The following is a 19,554-nucleotide window of genomic DNA, read 5'->3' as shown; positions in this document are numbered from 1 at the left end:
ATGCGATCACTGGCTACGGATGGCCCAGAGCTGCATGTCGAGCTCGGGGAAATCGCCGGCAATGTGGAAGGCGAGCGTGTTGCTGACCGCCAGCATCTGCCAGGCAGGGCTCTGACGGTCGAGCTGGAAGTAGCTGTAACCGGCGTGATAGGGCAACTGGCGCGGCGCCACCGGCAGCGGCAACAGCGGGATACCTGGCAGCTGCAGGCTGATGAGTTCGCGGATCTTGTCGCTCGACGCCACCTTGGTCTGCTGCAGCAACTGCTTGCGCAGCTGCTCCTGCGGCATACGGGCACGCACTGCCAGCACGAAGTCGGCGCTCTGCATCAGCTCGCTCTCGCTCACCATGGCCACCATGATGCCGTACTGGTGCTTGCGCAGCTGGATGGAGACGGCGCGCGGCGACAGCACGGTACTGAGTGCCTGACGCAGGGCCAGCATCACCGGCTCGAAGCTCACCTGCTGATCGTCATGACGATAGGCGGGGAACTCAGGCGGCAGACGGGACTCGTCGGTAAAGGTCATCAACTCGCCACAAAGCTGCACCAGCGCCTCGTGCAACCGCTCGGGGTGCAGGGTACCAAGACGCGCCAGATGGGAGAGCTGGGGCTGAGCCCGGTTGAGCAGTTGCAGCATCATGAACTCGGCCACATCGGCCACCCCCTGCTGACCCGGCGCCGCGATGCGCTGGGAGAGGCTGCGAGCCCGCTCGGCCACGAGGCCGGCCGACTCGCCAAGGAAGCGCTTGAGGGTCGGGATGGCGGAGACGCTGATGCTGCAGGGCATGAAGTTGGGATCCAGCACCAGACCGCCGTCCGGACGTTTGTCCAGAATGCGGGCAATGGCGAGGGACGCATAGGCACTGCGATCCTCCCGCTCCAGCATCAACCGCAAGCTGACCCGACCCACTTCGAGGGAAACCACGTCTCCCCCTTCACTGTGCAGATCCCGCACGTCGTGGCGATGAGCCTGCAAACGGGTGGCGACCTGACCCCCCTGATTGACCTCGTTGACCCCGCTCACCGAGAGCGGCAGCGCCAGATAGACCTTCTGGTTGGCCACCGAGGCATCGGTGATCTCCAGCGGGGTCGGCAGCACATCATCGTTCGGAATGTTGAAGACAGTGCCGTCCGGCAGGATACCGGTGGCCCCCACCAAGGCGATGCGGCCAAAGCCGAGGTAATCCTCGTTGATAGCGAGCGACTGCAACCCGTAGAAATAGTCGGACAGCGCGCTCAAACGCGCGTGCAGCGCGTAATCTGAATGTCTCTGTTGTTGCTGGAAGTGCTGGGGCTTGATAAAGAGCCCTTCACGCCAGATAACCCGATTTCGACTCGACATGATTATTCTTCTTCTTTTTGTAGTTCCACTTCATCCAGGCGCAGGTGCACCAGGATTTGATAGGCCGTTCCCTTGCTCTTGACCTTGATGACCTTGCGCCACTCGGCGCTGTCCGGATCGGCGTACCGAGCAATCACGCCGATGTAACGGGTCTTCTCGTCAAGCTTGACGGGGGGCAGGTATTTGAACTGGCCGGGCAGCAGGGTGTAGTCCTGATGATCCAGGTAGTTCTTGCCAAGGGCCTTCTCTACATCCGCCGTCACCTGGTCATAGTCAGTAGCGAGCAGCTTGGAATCTTCAGCCAGCAGCACCACCTGAAACTCGATGGGTGCCGCCTCCCCGCTCTCGTTGGGGTTGACATCAGGCTCTGCCAACAGGCTAAGCCCCAGGGTGGAGGGCTGGTCATCGTTGCTCCCCACCTGGATATCCGGGTTCATGGCCACATCGGCCATCTTGCCCATGGTGGTACAACCGGCCAGGGCCAGCAGACAGGCCCCAAACCACAGTGCACGTATCATCAAATCAGTCCCTGTTGCTGACGCACGGCCTGGTCATACGCCTGGGCGTAGACCTGATGGAACAGCTTGTCGAACCCCTGCTGACGGGCGGAGGTGAGCTCGCGGTAGTAGTGCTGGTACATGTTCCAGGCCCAGCCTTCATCGGCCACACCCGGGGTACCGGTACGACGGTAGTGCTCGAAACGACCGAGCAACGCCTCGGGCGAGAAGGCCTGCAGGATGCTGTCGAGCGCAGCGCCAATAGCCTGCTGGTTCGCCACGTGGTGAATGCGTACATTGCGCAGACTCTCGGCCACCGCCGCCGGTGCTGTCAGGTGCACCGGGCTCTTCTGCTCGGCAAACATCACCGCCAGGGTCTCGTCATAGTCGAGACCAAGGCGCAGCGGATTGTCCTCGATGGGGCGCAGGTGCTTATCTGCCAGCGCCGCCTGATCGCTTTGCAGTTGCAGTAACCCCTCCACCATGGCACGCACTGTCTTGCCCATCTCTTCGAGCATGTCGTGGGCCTGCTGGGTGTCTTGCAGCTGCAACGGCTGGCCAAGACCACGCATCAGCGGAGTCAGGGCGACGTGATCAACGCCCTCCAGTGGCTGGAAGTCGGGGTGGTTCTCGATGGTGGGTATATCCAGAAATTCTTGGTTCATGGTGTTCTCGACGGCTGAAAATGGAGCGAGGGATACGGTGTCCATATCCGGTTGAAACTGCGGTTGAGCCTGCAGGCGAGCATCAACCAACGGACTCGGGGCCGCACGCTCCTGCTGCAATGCCAGCAGGGGGTCGACCGCCAAGGCCTGTGGATCATCCAGGGTCTGGGGGTGGTGAGGATCGCTGGCCAGCCACTCATCAAGCTGCTCGGTCGGACGGTTGCCCAGCACCTGCTGCAAAGTCTGCTCGGGGGAGATGGCACCGAGATAGGCTCTCAGGCGAAAAGGGCCGACAATCAGCTCGTCACCCTGCTCGAGGTTGACCTTGCGAGCCCGCCCGATGGGCGAGGTGGCACCATTGATGTAGGTCTGGCCGCTGAGATCGCACAGGCAGAAACGACCGTCATTGAGCTCGACGCGGGCATGGGCTGGCATCACCGCCCCCAACCTGTCTCGCAGTTGCCAGTCATCCAGTTCGGAGGAGCCCAATGTTCCCCCCATCTCGTCGAAGCGATATTGCACCTGCTGGCTGCCGTCGAGCTGCTCGCTGTTGAGCACCACCAGAGATAGTTGCTGGTTAAAGTCGTCCACATTCACTCCTGCACGTATTCCTACACTGAATTTCTGTGCTTATTCCTGTACACAGATTGTCACGAACGGGTCACTCGGCGGTTGGCCGAGAAAGGTACTCCACCCCAGACGGGCACTCTGCTCCTCCCCCAATCTCAGCCCCTTGGCCTGCTCCTGGCCGAAGCCAAGCCGCAGATCCCAAGCCAGCTGATCGCGCAAGATGAAGGAGACAAAGGTCACCAGGGCGTGGAAATGCTCCCCGTTCGGGAGAAATCCGAGAAACTGGCTAAAACTCAGATCATTGATTTTCAATAAAAACTTGCCGGCACAATCATTGACCTTGTCACCGATGACGAAGTCATGCCCCAACGTGGCGCAAGCACCGCCCAGGCGGTTTTGCTGCTCCGGATGGATCGGCACCTTGCGCCACTGCCAGGCACTCACTTCCACATCCGCCAGATCGAAGCAGTGGGCCACGAGACCAGCGACCACCTCGGGAGAGCGGCTGGGGCTGGCCAGCATGCCCGCATAGGAGAGCATCTTGGCGCGGTTGACCGGCAAACTCTGACAGACGGCATCGTTGCCAAGCCCCACCAACGCAAACATCAGACGGGAAAACCCATCCTCACCGTCATCCTGAAAACGGACGTGGTAGCGATACTTGCGCCAGATCCGGTGCAGCAGGGTCAACAGGCGGTGGTGGAAGAAATCCAGGAAAAGACCGAGCTTCTGTTCCCCCTGGGCGTACTCCCACGCCAGCGAGTCGAGGTAATACCCCGGCATCGGCGACTGGCTGCCGTGCAGACCCAGAAAGGCCACTTCCAGCTCGTGGCGCCCCTTCTCGTCGCGGCCAATTTGCAGCACGTCGCTGGTGGGAAACCCCAGCGATGCCGTCGCCTTGAAACGAATATTTTCATCACTCGGCAGGTGGTCGAGACCACGCTCCTGATCGGCACCGTCCAACCGGTTGAGCAGCTCAACCAGCTGGAAGAAATTGAAACGGGGCGCCTCGTTGGCGGCGCTCACATCAGGGAGTGCTGACCGATCTGGACTGGCCACTGATAGCGCTCCTTGTTATCGAGATTGACCACCTCAAGCAGGTGGAAGGCGTTGACGCTGGCATAGAGCGAGAAGAAGTGGGCCAGCACGGTGCTGAACAGATAGAGCTCCCCTTCGCTGCCAAAGGCGGACTGACGGATGGAGAGCACCGACTTGAGCCCCCGCACCGGCATGCCGCGCACCAGTCTGTCCACCGGCTTGGTCTCGATCTCCTCGATCCCCGCCAGCCGCTTGCGCGACGCCTGCTCTGCCTGCTTGTCGTGCAAAGCGGGAAAGTCATAGGTACGCAGCACCTGCACCAGGGCATCCCGACGCAGCAGAGAGACATAGTTGAGCGACAGGTTGGAAATCAGGGTCCAATGCAGGCTGCCATCGAGAGCCGGACGCAGCGGCCGGGTCGGCCGGATCAGGTTGCGGAAGGTGGCGAACGACGGTGAACTGCCGGTCGGCACGCAGATACTGCCCACCTTGAGGCGAGCAGCGCGAGAGCGGTTGGTGCAGGTGAGCGTCACCGAAATGGATTCATCCAGATCGACCGTAGCGGTTTCATCCCCCCGCACAAACGACAGACTGTGCTCGAAGCCATCACCGCTCACCGACTCTCTGACCCGCACCCGGTAATAGAGCGCCAGCCGCTGTTTGACCCGCTCTATCTGATGCTGAAAACTTTCGAACGGCTGATAGATGCGCGGCGTGCCGCGAGAGCGCCCCTGATTGCCCTCAACCCAGCCTTCAACCTGATCCACCGAGAAAATTTCGAAACTGTCGGCATAGCGATAGCTCGCCTTGAGCGGGTATTCCGCCTGACGGCCGTTGAGATTGACCGGCTCGCTGTCGTGCTGGAACAGATTGATAGCCGGCACACAGTTGAGCATGAAAGAGTCGGGACGGATCTTGAGTTCCGCCGGCAAGGGCCGGTCGAAACAGAAGTGGATTTTGAAATCACTCACCGGCAGTGGCTGCTTTGGCCACTCACCGCCCGAGAGTTCGAAGAAGAGGAAACTTTCCGGAAAGCAGAAATACTCCTGCAGGATCCGGTAGCCGGAATAGACATTATTCGGATAGGGCAGCAGCGCATCGTCGCGCTCGAAGCCGACCGATTTGAGTGCCTTGGCCTCCTGACGAAAGCGCTTGCCGTCGATCTCAAGCTCGATATGGGAGAGCTGGTTGGAGAGCCAGAAGTAGAGCTCATACGCTGTGTAGCTGTCGCCACCGAGGAAGAAGCGCAGCTTGTCCAGCTGCAACTCGCTAAGCGGCAGGGGGGCATGCAGCGCAATATCGAGCGAGATAGTAGAGAGATCATTGCCACTTTGCGCCGTTATCTGGCGCATTTCGGCCGGATAGACCCAGGCATCGTGACAGGTCTGAAAATGGCAAGTCACGTCGTCGATTGGCAGACTGTCCAGCTGGCAACCCTGCCTGACCAGTGCCGGCTGGGCAATGGCACCCGGAATGACCGAAAACTGCATGATGGTCATGCTGGGGACGGGGCGCAGATAGTTCGGCCAGAGCATATAGAGCAGACCGTGGGTCAGCTCGGGGAACTCGTCCTCGATTTTGGCGCGCAGGTTGCCCGTAAGAAACGCAAAGCCTTCCAGCAGGCGTTCCACATCCGGGTCGGTATTTTGCTCCGACAGAAAGCGGGTGAGTTCGGGATAGCTATCGGCAAATTCGCGCCCTTGCAGGCGCAAAAAAGCCAGTTCATCCCAGAAGTAATGTTCCAGCGACATTGATCAGACCATGCGGTAGTGGCGGTGACTGTCCATATGGACGTTGAACGAGGTAACGTGATCGATATGTTCCAGCCGCACGTGGGCCGTCACCTGAAACGACATCTCAAGCGGACTCGCCTGATGGTCGGGTGAACGAACATCCACATGCACGATCCTTGGTTCATAACGACGGATGCACTGCCGGATCGCTTCACGGATCCGTCCCTTGATATCCGCACTGCCCTGAGTGGCGTCATTGAGATCGATGACGCCAAGCTCGGGAGCACTGCGGCAATTGCCGGGACGGGTGTTGAGGATCTGTTCGAGCTGCCGCTTGACAGAATCAACCAACTCCTCAACCTCCGAACGGGGAGAAGGGCTCAGCCCCTCCCCCCGTATGCGATCGAACAGGCTGGCCGCATTTCCTCTATCCCAGGAAGAGAGATAAGGCATCGGGCCTTATTCCTTGTCCAGTCGACCTACCAGAGAGAGCTCGAAGCTCGCCCCCATGTACTTGAAGTGCGGGCGCACTGACATGGCAACCTGATACCAGCCCGGCTCCCCTTCCACATCCAGCACCTTGATCTGGGCGGCGCGCAGCGGACGACGGCTGCGGACCTCTGCCGGCGGATTTTCCTGATCGGCCACAAACTGCCGGATCCAGCTGTTCAACTCCCGTTCCAGATCCTGACGCTCCTTCCAGGAGCCGATCTGCTCGCGCTGCAGCACTTTGATGTAGTGCGCCAGGCGGTTGATGATGAACATGTAGGGCAGCTGGGTGCCCAGCTTGTAGTTGGTTTCGGCCTCGCGTCCTTCCTTGGTATTCGGGAACACCTTGGGCTTTTGCACCGAGTTGGCAGAGAAGAAGGCGGCGTTGTCGCTGTCCTTGCGCATGGTCAGGGTGATGAACCCCTCTTCCGACAGCTCATATTCACGACGGTCAGTGATCAGCACCTCGGTCGAGATCTTAGCCTGCAGCTGACCCATGGCTTCATAGACGTGTACCGGCAGATCGTGGATCGCACCACCGCTCTGCGGACCTATGATGTTCGGGCACCAGCGGTACTTGGCGAAACTGTCCGTCAGGGAGGTGCCCATCAGATAGGCGGTGTTGCCCCACAGATAGTGATTGTGATCCGAGCTGATATCTTCCTGATAGTTGAAGCCCTTGATGGGGTTTTCAGTCGGATCGTAAGGCAGACGGGCCAGGAAACGCGGTGCAGTCAGTCCCAGATAACGGGCATCTTCCGACTCACGCAAGGCGCGCCACTTGGTGTAGGCCGGCCCTTCGAATACCGATTTCAGATCCTTGATGGAGGGCAGATCGGTAAAGCTGTCTACACCAAAAAAGGTCGGTGCAACGGAAGAGATGAAGGGGGCATGGGCCATGGCGCCGACCGCGCTGACATACTGCATCAGCTTGATATCGGGTCCGCTGTGGGTGAAGGCGTAATCACCGATCACAGCGCCCACCGGCTGACCACCAAACTGTCCATAACCGCTGGAGTAGACATGCTTGTAGAGACCGGACTGGGTGATCTCCGGGGAAAACTCGAAATCTTCCAGCAGCTCTTCCTTGGTGGCGTGCAGCACCTGGACCTTGATGTTCTCGCGAAAATCGGTGCGATCCACCAGCAACTTCAGGGAGCGCCAGGAGGACTCCATCTCCTGCAGCGGCTTGGCATGGAGGATGACGTCCATCTGCTTGCCGAGCTTCTTGTCGAGCTCGACAATCATGCTGTCCACCAGTGCCTTGTTGACCGGACTGCTGGCAGTACCGCTATCCAGAATGTTGGCGATCAGGGCTGCGACCCCCTGCTTGGCGACGCTGTAACCCTCATCAATCGGTGTGATGCGCGCTTGTGCCATGATTTCGTCCAGCAAAGAGGACGAGGAGGCTGCATTCGCCCCCGCTTGAACCTGTTCTTCGACCAAAGACATGTTTGTTCCTTCTCGTTCAGTCAATACAACCCGCCAATCACTCGGCTGGCTTGATCAAATCCAGCTCTTTGAGCAACTGCTCACGAGCCTCATCACTGGATAGCAGATCCTGCAAACGATTGCGGAAGGCAGGGATATTGCCGAGCGGCCCCTTCAGGGCAACCAGCGCCTCACGCAGTTCCAGCAGCTTGCGCAGCTCGGGCACTTGCTGAGCCACATTGTCAGGAGTGAAGTCTTCCAGGGACTGGATTTTGATCGAAACCGGCAGCTCGTCCTGGCTGTTCTCTTCCAGACGATTTGGAACGGTGAAGTTCAGTTCCAATGCCGATTCTTTCATGACAGATGAGAAATTATTCTTGTCGATGGAGACAGTCTGACGCTCCTCGATCGGGGTATCTTCGGTACGGCCCTTCATATTGCCGACAACCATCATGGTCAACGGGAGTTCAATCTCCGCCTGTTGACCACCGGTTGCCGGTACATATTTGATATTTATACGTTCTTTGGGCGCGACTGTTGCGCCGTCAATTCCTTTTCCCATGCTCTTAGTACCCGATTTGTAAGGTTTTATCATGAGAAGCAAAGCTTATAGCTAATATAATTAGCGGCAACTGTAATAAATGACAGTTGAACCAAACCAGACTTGACCCATCGAAATTAAAGATAAAAAAATGAATAAAGCTATTACTCTAATGTGAAGGTAAACATTAACTATTTACCTCAATGAAACCTGCATCACACTTACCATAGCTGTCACAACAAAATTAATTTATGTTGATAGAAATCAGATTGACTCAACCAAAAATCAAAACAAAATCAATGGATTACGATCAAATTGCCATTTTTTGAATCGCGATAGACTTTATTAAATGAACTGAAGTCCATCCATAATCCAGTTAATCCTTCTTGGCCAAACTGATTTGCGACAACAGCTGACGCACTCTCGTTAAATGTTAACACACCTAACTCCCGCTCGGCGCCAGCATAAATAGCAAGAGAGAAAATGGCGACTTACCAATCCGTAGAGTCCTACTTGAAATTTACTTTTTCTGCATGACATCGTCGTCAATTACGTACTTAGATCCGTATATTAGATCCGTATAAATGACATAATAAAAATCCGCTACGTGCTATGGAATGGCCTTTTCACAGGTTAAAAATCCAGTCAAGCAACACACGAACACATACGCCAAAAGTTGTCGCTATAACTACATGGCGATATAAATCAAGTTACCATCAAGCTCATTATTGAGGATTACACAGGGTTGTTAGACGTCATTGTGCAGTGGTTGTAGTGGTCAACTAAATCCAGACACTTGGTTAGGCCGTTCTTCGGCTTTTGCTGGCGGTATCCCGTCATTGTGTTGATGTGGACGCCGCCAGTTGTAGTAATCCATCAGGTAATAACTGATATCCCGCTTTGCCTCCCGTATGCTCATGTATCCCGTTGCAGGGAGCCACTCTGACTTCAGGCTTCTGAACAACAGCTCCATCGGGGCGTTATCCCAGCAGTTGCCACGCTGACTCATGCTCTGGGTCATGCGATAGCGCCACAGTCGTTGCCGAAATGCCCTACTGCCATATTGGCTGCCCTGGTCGGAGTGAAACAGCACGCCGGACGGGCAACCCCGCTGCTGATAGACCATCTCCAGCGCTTTGATTGCCAATTCTGCATCAGGTTTATCAGACATCGCCCACCCCACAACCCGCCGGGAGTGCAGGTCAAGCACCGCTGCCAGGTAATGCCAGCGACCACCTGCCCAGACGTAGGTGATATCGCCACACCACACCTGATTGGGTTGCTGGACATCAAATTCGCGGGCCAGCAGATTGGCAATGTCCGGTCGTTCAGACTGTGCCACCTTATAGCGGTGTGCGCCCGGCTGTTTGGATGCCAGCCCGGCTTCCTTCATCAGGTTACGTACTTTGAATCGGCCAATCTGATACCCCAACTCTCTCATCATCGACATCAAGGCGCGGCTGCCCGCTGAGTTCCGGCTCGCTTTGAACAAACGGCGCAACTCAGAGCGCTGCTGTGTGAGTCTCACGGATCGTTAGGTTTGGCGACTGATTTGGGTTGAACTGGTGTCTGCCCGGCCCATCCTGCCCCTGAACCATCCCCGCCCCCCGAATTCATCTTGATAGTAGGGCCAACCAGTGTGACGCCACCAGCATCCACCTTGATAAAGCAGCCGCCCACCTTGACGGTAATTTCAGATCCCGCCTCCAGCACCACCTTGGCGCCGGCCTTGATGTGCACCTCCTGCACGGCCTGGGTGAGCCAACTTTGTCCCAGTTTTTGGTGCATGGAAGCATCCACCGTCAGCGAATAGTCCGCCTTGATGTGGTCGCGCTTCTCACCCTCCACCGTCAGATGATCATTGGCCTTGATGCGGGTTACCCGCTCGTTGTCGATATCCCGATGCTCGTCGTGCTTGATATGCCACGTAGCATCGTTTTCGATGAGCACATTCAGGTCTTTCTGACCGTGGATATAAATCTCTTCCTGCCCCGCCTGGTCTTCGAAACGCAGCTCGTTGAAGCCCTCGCCCTGGTGGGTTTCGGTGCGCAGCACGGTGCGGGTCTTGTTGGCTGGCAGCTCGTAAGGCGGTCGGTTGGTAGCGTGATAGGTGCGGCCCGTCACGATGGGCTGGTCGGGGTCCCCTTCCAAAAAGCTCACGATGACCTCGTGGCCGATGCGCGGGATGGCCATCATGCCGTACTGGCCGCCTGCCCAACCCTGACTCACCCGCACCCAGCAGGAGCTCTGGTCGTTGGAGCTGCCGTAACGGTCCCACGGGAACTGCAGCTTCACCCGGCCATGCTCGTCGCAGTAGATCTCCTCGCCCTCTGGGCCTACTACGATGGCGATTTGCGGGCCATCCACCATCGGCTTGTGGGGTGCTTCCGGGTTGCCGATACGGGCTCGCCAGGTGGTACTCGCTTTCACCACGCCAAATTCGTTGTGGTAGACGGTCGGGCCGCTGCCGCCCTCTTCTTCCAGCGCTTGCGGTTGTTCACCGATGTGGCGGATATGGACGATTTGCCAGTCAGTGTTGAGGCTGCCATTGGGGTGTTCGGTGAGTGAGAAGTGCTGACCCGGCAAGAGCGCCGCGCTGTTGGACTTGCCACTGCCCGCCACCGCGTCATTGCGCAACGCATCGAGCCGATGCTGGGCAAAGGCCTTGCCGCTCGGGTCCTGCTTGTAGCGACCCGGGTAGTCGAAGTGCTGGTAGGTATCCCGTTGATGCTCGAGTTCGCTACCCTGCTTTTTATGGGAGAGGCCATAGGCCGGGGTCTTGAAGCTGTAGTCTTTTAGCTCCACATCCGAGGGGCGCACCGATTCGCGGTAGTGGAACTGGCGCACATAGGGACCTTGTTCCAGCGAGCGGTTGCCGAGGTTGAAGAAAAGCTCGGGGCCTTGAGTCAATGCAGCTGCATCGTCGGCAAACACGATGCGATGTTTGCCTGCTTCAAACTCGTGGAAGTAGAACAGCCCCTCTTCGGCTGCGAGGCGATTCACGAAATCGAGGTCGGTCTCCCGATACTGCACGCAGTATTCGCGCTGGGCGTGCTCGTTCTTCAGCGCAAAGGCGTAATCGGTAATGCCGTGCTCTTGCAGCAGGATACTGAGGATTTCATCGGGCTTCTGCGCCTGAAAAATGCGGGAGTTCTGACGCAGCCCCAGCCGCCACAGGGCGGGTTTCACCTCAAGGCTGTAACGGGTGCGGCGAAAACCGCTGTCCCCTTGGGCAAACTCACTCACCACCCCGCACACTCTGCGTTGCAGCTCGCCGTTGTACCACACTATCAGCTCGCACGGCTGGTCCAGCACGGCGCCAAAGTCGACATCGGGCTGGCTACTTGCCACCTCCAGCTGCAGGTTGAACGGCCGATTCAGCCCCTCATCCAGCTGGAAACTGGCCACCACGAAGGTGCTCTCGGGCAGCGCCCCCACCTTGACCGTAAATTGTAATCCTGTGCTTTGCGCCATGACTCTGTTCCTTATCCTGCTTGTCCGCTACCGGAACCAATCACCACGCCACCACAATCCACTGCCGTGCCGGTGACGGCGATGGGTTTGCCATTCACCAACACAGAGCCAACACCACTGGCAATGGCCCGTGGGTGCGGCGGGTTATTGGGCTTGTCATGGGGCGCCAGTGGATCACCTTGACGAGCCACAGGCTTGCCATCGAGGAACACGTCGGGACTGGCAGCTATCACCGGGGTCGGTGGAAAGCCATCGTGGTCGGTGCCGATGTCACCGAGCAGTGCAATCGAGGGATACATAATTCAAACCTCTTGTGTGCTTTGCCATCACTCCGCACTCGCTATACAAGACACCGGCGACATAACAGGGGGATGGCAAAACATAAAAGCTCCGGCAGCCAACGGCTGGCCGGAGAAAGCAGGGCTGATAGGCCGGAGCACACCGGCCAGACAGTACAAGATTTACTACAAGGAATTCCAAAATAAGAAAGGGAGGCTTAGGCCTCGATAGGCGCACGCCAGTCGTCAGCACCGGAAGTACCGGCAACGGTGTGCTCCCAGTCAATCTTGCGGTAAGCCATGGAGACCTGGATAAGCTGGGTGAAGTCAGACTTCGCCGGGTCCTGGCAGTGCGGCATCTGGCAGTCGATGTCAACGATGGTGGCATCGGTCAGCACGGTAGAGAAGAAGTGCTCTTGCTTGCCCTCAACGGAGGTGCGGTACCACTTCAGGGTCACTTTTGGCAGCATCTCGCCGGACGCCAGAGAGTTGTACATCAGCGGCACGGCTTTGTTCAGCGCAACGGTGAACTTGAACGGCTTGTGGACACGCTGACCGGCAGGCTGACCGGATTGCGGGTCGGTCGGGACGGTGACAACGTGCTGGAACTCTTGTACCAGCATCTCGTCTTCGTGACCTTGTACGAAGATGTTGCCGACGGAATCGGAAGTGAAGGCACCGGCGGTGATATTGCCCTGGGTTTTACCTTCAATGCTGATATAACATGGAGTTGGCATGGGTATGCTCCTAAATAGGTTGGTTAAACGAGATAGCACTCAACCAGCCTTAGCAGCGACCATGCCATTAATATTATTCTTTTATAATCAATGCGTTATAGGTAAAGCATCAAGCGAAAACGACCACCCACGCAAATAGTTGCGCAAGTGGGAATTATTGGCTGTTAAATATTGCAAATAAAGTGAATACAACTAAATACTGCGCAATTTGTTGCACAAAATAGAGAATATCACCGACACATTCCACATAAGCCTCACTGCCCATCGCAAATGGGCGAGATAACAAGAAGAAACCGATTACACAATCAACAGATAACGTGAGGGATGAAGATGGTGAGCAGCTGACATCAGATGACATATCAAAGATCGCACATAAAACAAAAGCCCTGATGTTTCCATCAGGGCTTTGCAATGTGGCGGTGAGGGAGGGATTCGAACCCTCGATACGTTGCCGTATACACACTTTCCAGGCGTGCTCCTTCAGCCACTCGGACACCTCACCAAATTTTGGTCTGTGGTTTAACGTGTTCAGCCAACACGGTGTTCGCTACGCTGTTGCGCTGGAACGGGGCGTAATTTAGGGGAAAGCCCCGCCCGCGTCAACGGCTTTTTTCACCTGGCGAACCGTTCGAACACTTAATGCACAGATTCCGGTGCAACCTGAATTTCCGGCAGGTTGAGGAAGCCGGAACGTTCGCATTCGGCAACCAGTTCGTGGGTAGCGGCGATAGTGCTTTGCACGAACAGCAGGAACTGCTCGACGCTGAGTCCGGCCTTGGTAAAGACGGTGTGGCCGACCACCAGCCGCGGCAGGTTGTCATCGATGATATCGAGGAACACCTTGAGGGAGGGGTACTGCATATTGAGTCGGCCCAGTTCGGCAACCAGCGGCAGCATTGCGGAGGGGCGCACTTCCAGCTCGGAGGAGAACAGCAGGCCTTCCTCTTCCACGAAGATCCGGCTCTCCTGAATACCATCGACCGACTGCAAAGAGACAATGTGGATACCGTGACACTGGTCGCAGACATAGTGCTCGATACGAGCCTGTTGCAACCAACGCATTATCATTTCGGAGCTGGGGATATTCATCATTTCCACGACAAGATTGGGATCAAGGGGCGCAGTCTAAACCAATTTGCTATCAACAAAAAGCACGCCAACCCGATAACCCTGCGGCTCGCTTCTTTTTGGCAAGCGCTATGCATATACTCAGCCAAATCCACGATGACGCTTGCCCCACAGGGGGCCCCATGACTATCCAAGAAAAGTATCGCCTTCATCTGAAATCACTCTCGGATGAGCTGCTCACCCTGCAAAAACCCATCCGCATTCTGGATGCCATCAAATGGCCACGCCATCTGCAGGATCGCTTTCTGGCAAGCGGTGGCAGGGAGCTGCCCGCTATCGACAGGCACTTCTATGATGCCCTCCCCCTCGGCTTCGATCCGCGCAACAAGTATCTGGAGCTCAAGGAGCTGCGGGACCGGATCCGCAGAAAACTGGGGCCACAGGACGATCTTGGCCGGATCCTGCAAGAGACGGTCGATCAGTACATGGTGGTGATTGAGATGCTGCGCCAGCGCGGCCAACCCGATTTTCAGCGTTACAGCCAGCTGCTTTATGGCTCTGCCAGCGATCACCTGCGCGGGGATCGCAAGACTCTCAAGGAGCTGGGCGCCCGCCTGTGCGATATCTTCTCCCTGCCCGGCGCCCGCCATCTGGTGCGCCCCTACCCCAAGGAGTTCGAAGGAGAGGCCGCGGTCGCCAAACTGCAGGGCAAGCTGTCGAGCTACTTCAGTGACGGCACTGTGCAGGTGAAGCTGAGCGATGGCATCGTCTCCGATGCCGCTGCCGGTGGCGACTACATCAAGCTCAACTCCCACGCCCGTTTCTCCGAGCTGGACTTGCAGGTGCTGGAGGTACATGAGGGCTGGGTCCATGTCGGCACCACCCTCAACGGTCGCCAGCAGCCCTATGCCACTTGGCTGAGCGCCGGTTCACCGCGGATCACCGCCTGTCAGGAGGGGCTGGCTGTCCTGATAGAGACCCTCACCTTCAGCTCCTTTCCGGATCGGGCCAAGCGCATCTCCGATCGGGTGATGGCCATCGACATGGCCGAGCGCGGCGCCGATTTTATCGAGGTGTTTCAGCACTTCGTACAGCAGGGCACCAGCGAGCACGACGCCTACAAGATCACCCAGCGGGTCTTTCGTGGCGGCATGGTGGACGGCGGCGCCTGCTTTACCAAGGATCTCTCCTACGTGCGTGGCTATGTGGAGACGGTTAACTTTATCCGCAGCGCCGTGCTGGAAGGGGTGCCCGAGATCCTGCCAATGCTGTTTGTCGGCAAGGTGACACTGGATGACATTCCGGTGCTTTATCAGCACTATCTGGAGGGGCTGATCGCCGCTCCCCGCTATTTGCCGCCGATGTTTCGCGATCTCACCGGCCTCTATGTCTGGTTCGGTTTTGCCTCCGGCATGTCGCTGGTGGATATCGGCCGGGTACAGCACCATTTTCGCCAGCTGTTTCAACGCCTGCCGGTGGCCGACCCCATCATTGCGCCGGTGGATATCGAGATCGACTGAACCACAGCGATAGAAGTTGGGGAAAACAAAAAGGGCGCCAGATTGGCGCCCTGCTCGACGATTCAAATATCGCAGTTGACTTACTTGTAGGCCCGACCTTCGAGATAGTGTTTGCGACAGAGCGACACATAGCGATCGTTGCCGCCGATCTCCACCTGTTCGCCATCGCGCATCACCTGACCCGCTTCGTTGACCCGGGAGTTCATGTGAGCCTTGTTGCCACACCAGCAGATGCTCTTCAACTCTTCAAACTTGTCGGCCAGACAGAGCAGATGGTAGGAGCCCGGGAACAGCTCGCCGCGAAAATCGGTCTTGAGGCCATAGGCCATCACCGGAATATCCTGCTCATCGACGATGCGGGCCAGCTGGTAGACCTGCTCACGGGTCAGGAACTGGGCCTCGTCCACGATAAAGACATCGATATGTTTCTTCGCATGGCGCTCTTTCACCATTTCAAACAGATCACAGCTGTCGCTGAACACGTCCACCTTCAGTTCAAGGCCAACCCGGGCACTGATCACCCCGACCCCGAAACGGTCATCGATGGCTGGCGTCATCGCCAGAGGATGCATGCCCCGCTCCAGATAGTTGAAGTGCGCCTGAATGAGCTGGGTGGATTTGCCTGAATTCATGGTGGCAAATTTGTAGTGCAGAGAAGCCATGATACTGTTCCGAAACTGAATTTATGGGGCGCATGCTAACCAAAGCCCCTGACAAAACCAAGGGGCCCGCGGGCCCCTTGCTCTATAAATGTTACGCGGTGGCCAGCTCTGGCCGCGCTTTGGCCTTTTTCAGGTGATAGCTGGTAAAGAGCACGAACCAGAGGGCACTGATGCTAAAACCGGCCAGGCTGGAGTGCATCACACCCATTGCCAGGTAACCGATGGCCGCGCCGAAGGCGATGGCCAGTGCATAGGGCAGCTGTGTCATCACGTGATCGATGTGATGGCAACCGGCACCGGTAGCAGAGAGGATGCTGGTGCTGGAGATGGGCGAGCTGTGATCCCCGAACACCGAGCCAGCCAGTACCGCAGCCAGCATCGGCAGCATCAGGCTGATGTCGCTGGCGGCGGCCATGTCACCGGCCAGCGGCAGCATGATGCCGAAGGTACCCCAGCTGGTACCGGTAGCAAACGCCATGGCACAGGAGAGGATAAAGACCACGGCAGGCAGCACTTCGATCGGCAGGTTGCCGTTAGCCAGCGAAGCCAGGTACTTGCCGGTCTCCACGTCGCGCACCACGGCACCTATGGTCCAGGCAAACAGCAGGATGTTGATGGCTGGCAGCATGGCCATGACGCCTTGCGGAGCGGCCTTGATCCAGTTCTTGGCACCCAGCTTCAGGCGCATCGCCAGACCGATGGAGACCACCAGACTGCACAGGGCACCGTAGACCAGCGAAGAGCCGACGTTGGTATTTTCGAACGAGCCGAGCACGCTGAAGGGCAGCCCTTTTTCGCTCAGCACCGCAGCACCGGAATCAATCATGAAATAGATGGTGGCGGCGGTCAGGGTCAGGATCGGCAGTACCATGTCGATCATGCCGCCGTTGCTCTCTTCGGGGCTCTCCATATCCAGACCGATGGGGCGGCCCTTGGACTCATCCCACAGCTTGCCTTCCAGCGCCCACGCTTCGTGTTGACGCATCGGGCCGATATCCAGCTGACAGGCGATCACCACCAGCACCATGATCAGGGTGAAGACGGCGTAGAGGTTCATCGGGATCATCTCGACAAACGCCGCGATGGGGCTCTGTTCGGTCAGACCGTGGGCCGCCATGATGCCACCAACCAGAGCGATGATATAGGCGCCCCAGGAAGAGATGGGCATCAGCACGCAGACTGGTGCCGCGGTAGAGTCCAGCAGATAGGCCAGTTTGGCACGGGAGATCTGGAAGCGGTCGGTCACCGGACGGCAGATGGCCCCCACCGACAGGCTGTGGAAGAAGTCATCGATAAAGAAGGCAAACACCATCATGCCAGTCAGCGCTTTGGCGCCCTTGCGGGTCTTGGCACGACGCTCGGCCCACTCGGCAAAGGCACGGGTCGCCCCGGAGACGCTCATCAGGCTGATGAGGCCACCCAGCAGCAGCATAAACAGGATCATGTTGACGTTGTCACGGTTGAGCGCGCCATCGACCCAGAAGATCTTGAGCACGGTATTCAACATGTAATGCAGGGATTCGAGGGGTGAAAACTGATTGAGCAGCAGACTGCCGGTGACGATGCCCACACCAAGGGACAACAGTACGCGGCGGGTCAGGATCGCCAGCGCGACAGCCAACAGGGGGGGAAGAACGGACCAACCGGAGTCGGCAAAATGACTAATGTCCATGATCTCTTTGCACCTAAAGATTACAGGTGGAGATCTACCGAGAGGATCTAAAGAAACAAAACCTATGGGGAGGTCATACTCCTCAGCCCCTTCAGGTAGCGCTCCATAGTGGATGACTATGGCAGTCCTGCACCTATTAGATGCAGAACCAGCAGCCCGGTATGATGGCCTGGCCACTTCGGCGCTGACTCCTTTCCTTGTGCATCACAGGCATCACCCTCCGCACAAATACTCATAGGCAGCGCGCCTCTACTTAAAGGTATTCGCCGCACATTTTATCGAGATGGCAGCTTATAGCAAGTTTTTTGATTAAATAGTCATGATAAACATATCAAGGTCGAAAAATGGTAGTCAAATGATGCAGCAACGCCAGCTTTGGCGCTATTTTCACCTACTGCGGTTTCATTGGCATCCAATCACCAAGCCTATTGCTGGCCATATTAAATATCTGTATTGATGATCGTCACGGATATAATATTTAACACGGCTTGACTTATTTAAATCACCAAGCAAGAATCAGCTGGGACATAATATTTTTCTCTGACTCGACGTGGTAACTCCTATGAATGAATTTTTAAAGGTACTGCTTAATATCCGCAGTCTGCGTGCGACCTGCCGCGAGCTTTCTCTGGAACAACTGGAAGAGGCACTGGAAAAACTCTCTGCGATCGTTGCTGAACGTCAGCAGGATGAAGCTGCCGAGCGCCAAGCCCGTGAAGAGCATCTGCGGAAAATTAACGAATATAGCGAAATGCTGAAAGCAGCCGGTATTGACCCGGCAGAATTGGTAAGCGCTGTCGCTACCAACCCCGGCAAATCAGAAAAAGCCAAGCGGGCACCACGTCCGGCCAAATATCGCTATCAGGATAATGGCGTAGAGAAAACCTGGACCGGCCAGGGCCGTATGCCTTCGGCTATTGCCAGCGCAGTGGCAGCAGGCAAATCACTGGAAGACTTTGCTATCTGATCTCAATCTCGTTGCTAATAAAAAACCTCGCCAAGGCGAGGTTTTTTATTGCCGCTTAAATGTGACATATCAGATAGCCGATTGCGGGCGATCTGCTGCCTTGACCCATAGCACTTCACGATCCCCTGCCACGCAGATGAGATAGCGGGCAACGGTAAAGAACCAGTCACTCATCCGGTTCAAATAGGGCAGCACCTCGGGATTGACCCGCTCTTCCCGGCTCAATGTCAGCAGCAAGCGCTCGCAATGACGCACCAGAGTACGCACCACATGCGCTTGCGCCGCGGCACGGGAACCACCCGGCAATATAAATTGGCGCAGCGGTGGCAATGGCTCGCTATAACGATCTATCTGCTGTTCAAGGCGAGTGGTCCAGGCGGCATTAACTTGCCAAATTGATTCATTCTGGGCGTCGCTGGAGAATGCCAACTCCCCCCCAGATCAAACAACTCTTGTTGCAACAGCTGTAAATCAGCCAATAAGCCGACCTCTTGCGACGGCACATCACAAATCAGCAAGCCAATATGGGAGTTTAGCTCATCGATATAACCGTAGGTCTCGACCCGCAAATGATCCTTTGGCAACTGGATACCATCGGCCAGCCGGGTCATGCCTTTGTCGCCCTGCCTCGTATATATTCTCATACCGACATCCTGTTAATAATGGGAATAATCATGGACTCGAGTCCATTGAGTTTGATTTCGTAAGCCAACGCCAGCGTCTGGCCCAATTTACCCGCCGGAAAACCGCTGCGGGCCATCCACATCAGATAGGGCTCGGGAATATCGATGATACGCCGCCCCTGATATTTACCGTAAGGCATCTTGTTGGTCAGGGTCAGCAGCACCTGTTCGTCGGATAGCCAATCCAT

At 56.8% G+C, this 19,554-nt stretch carries 16 protein-coding genes, 1 tRNA gene, 3 pseudogenes and 1 riboswitch; of the genes and pseudogenes, 2 read left to right on the top strand and 18 right to left on the bottom strand.

All coding sequences use genetic code 11. From position 1 onward, the window contains the following. Positions 1–6 precede the first annotated feature (6 nt). The 14 genes and pseudogenes from tssK to ACTG1P_RS00695 form a co-directional block, all read right to left on the bottom strand. Complete coding sequence (tssK, locus tag ACTG1P_RS00760) at positions 7–1,341, bottom strand: type VI secretion system baseplate subunit TssK (RefSeq protein ID WP_278166768.1); 1,335 nt, start codon at positions 1,339–1,341, stop codon at positions 7–9. Between the two features lie 2 nt (positions 1,342–1,343). Beyond that, positions 1,344–1,859, bottom strand: coding sequence for a type VI secretion system lipoprotein TssJ (gene tssJ, locus ACTG1P_RS00755; RefSeq protein WP_019444945.1), 516 nt, complete (start codon positions 1,857–1,859; stop codon positions 1,344–1,346). Continuing rightward, on the bottom strand, positions 1,859–3,094 hold the full coding sequence (gene tagH / locus ACTG1P_RS00750; RefSeq protein ID WP_440000185.1) for a type VI secretion system-associated FHA domain protein TagH: 1,236 nt from the start codon (positions 3,092–3,094) through the stop codon (positions 1,859–1,861). Before tagH ends, tssJ begins: the two co-directional genes overlap by 1 nt. 39 nt (positions 3,095–3,133) lie before the next feature. Beyond that, positions 3,134–4,132, bottom strand: a complete 999-nt coding sequence (gene tssG / locus ACTG1P_RS00745; RefSeq protein WP_042053054.1) for a type VI secretion system baseplate subunit TssG — start codon at positions 4,130–4,132, stop codon at positions 3,134–3,136. Further along, positions 4,096–5,862: a type VI secretion system baseplate subunit TssF gene (gene tssF, locus ACTG1P_RS00740; protein WP_440000184.1), complete on the bottom strand. Its 1,767-nt coding sequence runs from the start codon at positions 5,860–5,862 to the stop codon at positions 4,096–4,098. The genes tssG and tssF overlap by 37 nt, the downstream gene beginning before the upstream one ends. Before the next feature lie 3 nt (positions 5,863–5,865). Beyond that, complete coding sequence (gene tssE / locus ACTG1P_RS00735) at positions 5,866–6,297, bottom strand: type VI secretion system baseplate subunit TssE (protein ID WP_278166772.1); 432 nt, start codon at positions 6,295–6,297, stop codon at positions 5,866–5,868. Positions 6,298–6,303: 6 nt separating this feature from the next. Beyond that, positions 6,304–7,785, bottom strand: coding sequence for a type VI secretion system contractile sheath large subunit (gene tssC / locus ACTG1P_RS00730; RefSeq protein ID WP_440000183.1), 1,482 nt, complete (start codon positions 7,783–7,785; stop codon positions 6,304–6,306). Positions 7,786–7,822: 37 nt separating this feature from the next. Beyond that, entirely contained in the window at positions 7,823–8,326 is a 504-nt protein-coding gene (gene tssB, locus ACTG1P_RS00725; protein ID WP_069553860.1) for a type VI secretion system contractile sheath small subunit, read from the bottom strand. A 757-nt stretch (positions 8,327–9,083) separates the two neighbouring features. Beyond that, positions 9,084–9,821: pseudogene (locus ACTG1P_RS00720) on the bottom strand (IS3 family transposase); the annotation flags it as partial. Positions 9,822–9,868: 47 nt separating this feature from the next. Then, positions 9,869–11,779, bottom strand: a pseudogene (gene tssI / locus ACTG1P_RS00715) (type VI secretion system tip protein TssI/VgrG); the annotation flags it as partial. Between the two features lie 11 nt (positions 11,780–11,790). Then, the gene (locus tag ACTG1P_RS00710) at positions 11,791–12,078 is read right to left on the bottom strand and encodes a type VI secretion system PAAR protein (RefSeq protein WP_440000182.1); all 288 of its coding nucleotides are present in this window, start codon (positions 12,076–12,078) and stop codon (positions 11,791–11,793) included. 197 nt (positions 12,079–12,275) lie between these two features. Beyond that, positions 12,276–12,794, bottom strand: a complete 519-nt coding sequence (gene hcp1 / locus ACTG1P_RS00705) for a type VI secretion system effector Hcp1 (protein WP_005332563.1) — start codon at positions 12,792–12,794, stop codon at positions 12,276–12,278. Positions 12,795–13,208: 414 nt separating this feature from the next. After that, positions 13,209–13,296: transfer RNA gene (locus ACTG1P_RS00700), tRNA-Ser, on the bottom strand. Between the two features lie 134 nt (positions 13,297–13,430). Then, on the bottom strand, positions 13,431–13,886 hold the full coding sequence (locus ACTG1P_RS00695) for a YbjN domain-containing protein (RefSeq protein ID WP_005337119.1): 456 nt from the start codon (positions 13,884–13,886) through the stop codon (positions 13,431–13,433). Positions 13,887–14,044: 158 nt separating this feature from the next. Between ACTG1P_RS00695 and ACTG1P_RS00690 the strand changes: the two genes are divergently transcribed. Beyond that, complete coding sequence (locus ACTG1P_RS00690; protein WP_129503867.1) at positions 14,045–15,382, top strand: flavohemoglobin expression-modulating QEGLA motif protein; 1,338 nt, start codon at positions 14,045–14,047, stop codon at positions 15,380–15,382. Between the two features lie 80 nt (positions 15,383–15,462). Here the strand turns inward: ACTG1P_RS00690 and ACTG1P_RS00685 are convergent, their stop codons facing one another. Further along, complete coding sequence (locus tag ACTG1P_RS00685) at positions 15,463–16,044, bottom strand: thymidine kinase (protein ID WP_005337121.1); 582 nt, start codon at positions 16,042–16,044, stop codon at positions 15,463–15,465. Positions 16,045–16,135: 91 nt separating this feature from the next. Then, positions 16,136–17,716, bottom strand: coding sequence for a Na+/H+ antiporter NhaC family protein (locus tag ACTG1P_RS00680; protein ID WP_440000181.1), 1,581 nt, complete (start codon positions 17,714–17,716; stop codon positions 16,136–16,138). Positions 17,717–17,804: 88 nt separating this feature from the next. Continuing rightward, positions 17,805–17,976, bottom strand: a riboswitch (Lysine riboswitch). Between the two features lie 302 nt (positions 17,977–18,278). On the opposite strand from ACTG1P_RS00680, the gene ACTG1P_RS00675 reads away from it, so the two are divergent. Then, positions 18,279–18,683: an H-NS family histone-like protein gene (locus ACTG1P_RS00675; RefSeq protein WP_005337123.1), complete on the top strand. Its 405-nt coding sequence runs from the start codon at positions 18,279–18,281 to the stop codon at positions 18,681–18,683. Positions 18,684–18,752: 69 nt separating this feature from the next. Here ACTG1P_RS00675 and ACTG1P_RS00670 read toward each other — a convergent pair. Together ACTG1P_RS00670 and ACTG1P_RS00665 are read right to left on the bottom strand one after the other, a co-directional pair. Then, a pseudogene (locus ACTG1P_RS00670) lies at positions 18,753–19,327 on the bottom strand (cob(I)yrinic acid a,c-diamide adenosyltransferase). After that, positions 19,324–19,554: a DUF3820 family protein gene (locus ACTG1P_RS00665; RefSeq protein WP_421264782.1), complete on the bottom strand. Its 231-nt coding sequence runs from the start codon at positions 19,552–19,554 to the stop codon at positions 19,324–19,326. The pseudogene ACTG1P_RS00670 and the gene ACTG1P_RS00665 overlap by 4 nt, the downstream one beginning before the upstream one ends.

Origin of the sequence: Aeromonas sp. 11P, from assembly GCF_051920165.1 — a bacterium.
Lineage (GTDB): Bacteria > Pseudomonadota > Gammaproteobacteria > Enterobacterales > Aeromonadaceae > Aeromonas > Aeromonas veronii.
The sequence above is the reverse complement of the archived record's forward strand: the minus strand, read 5'-3'. Positions and strand labels throughout refer to the sequence as shown.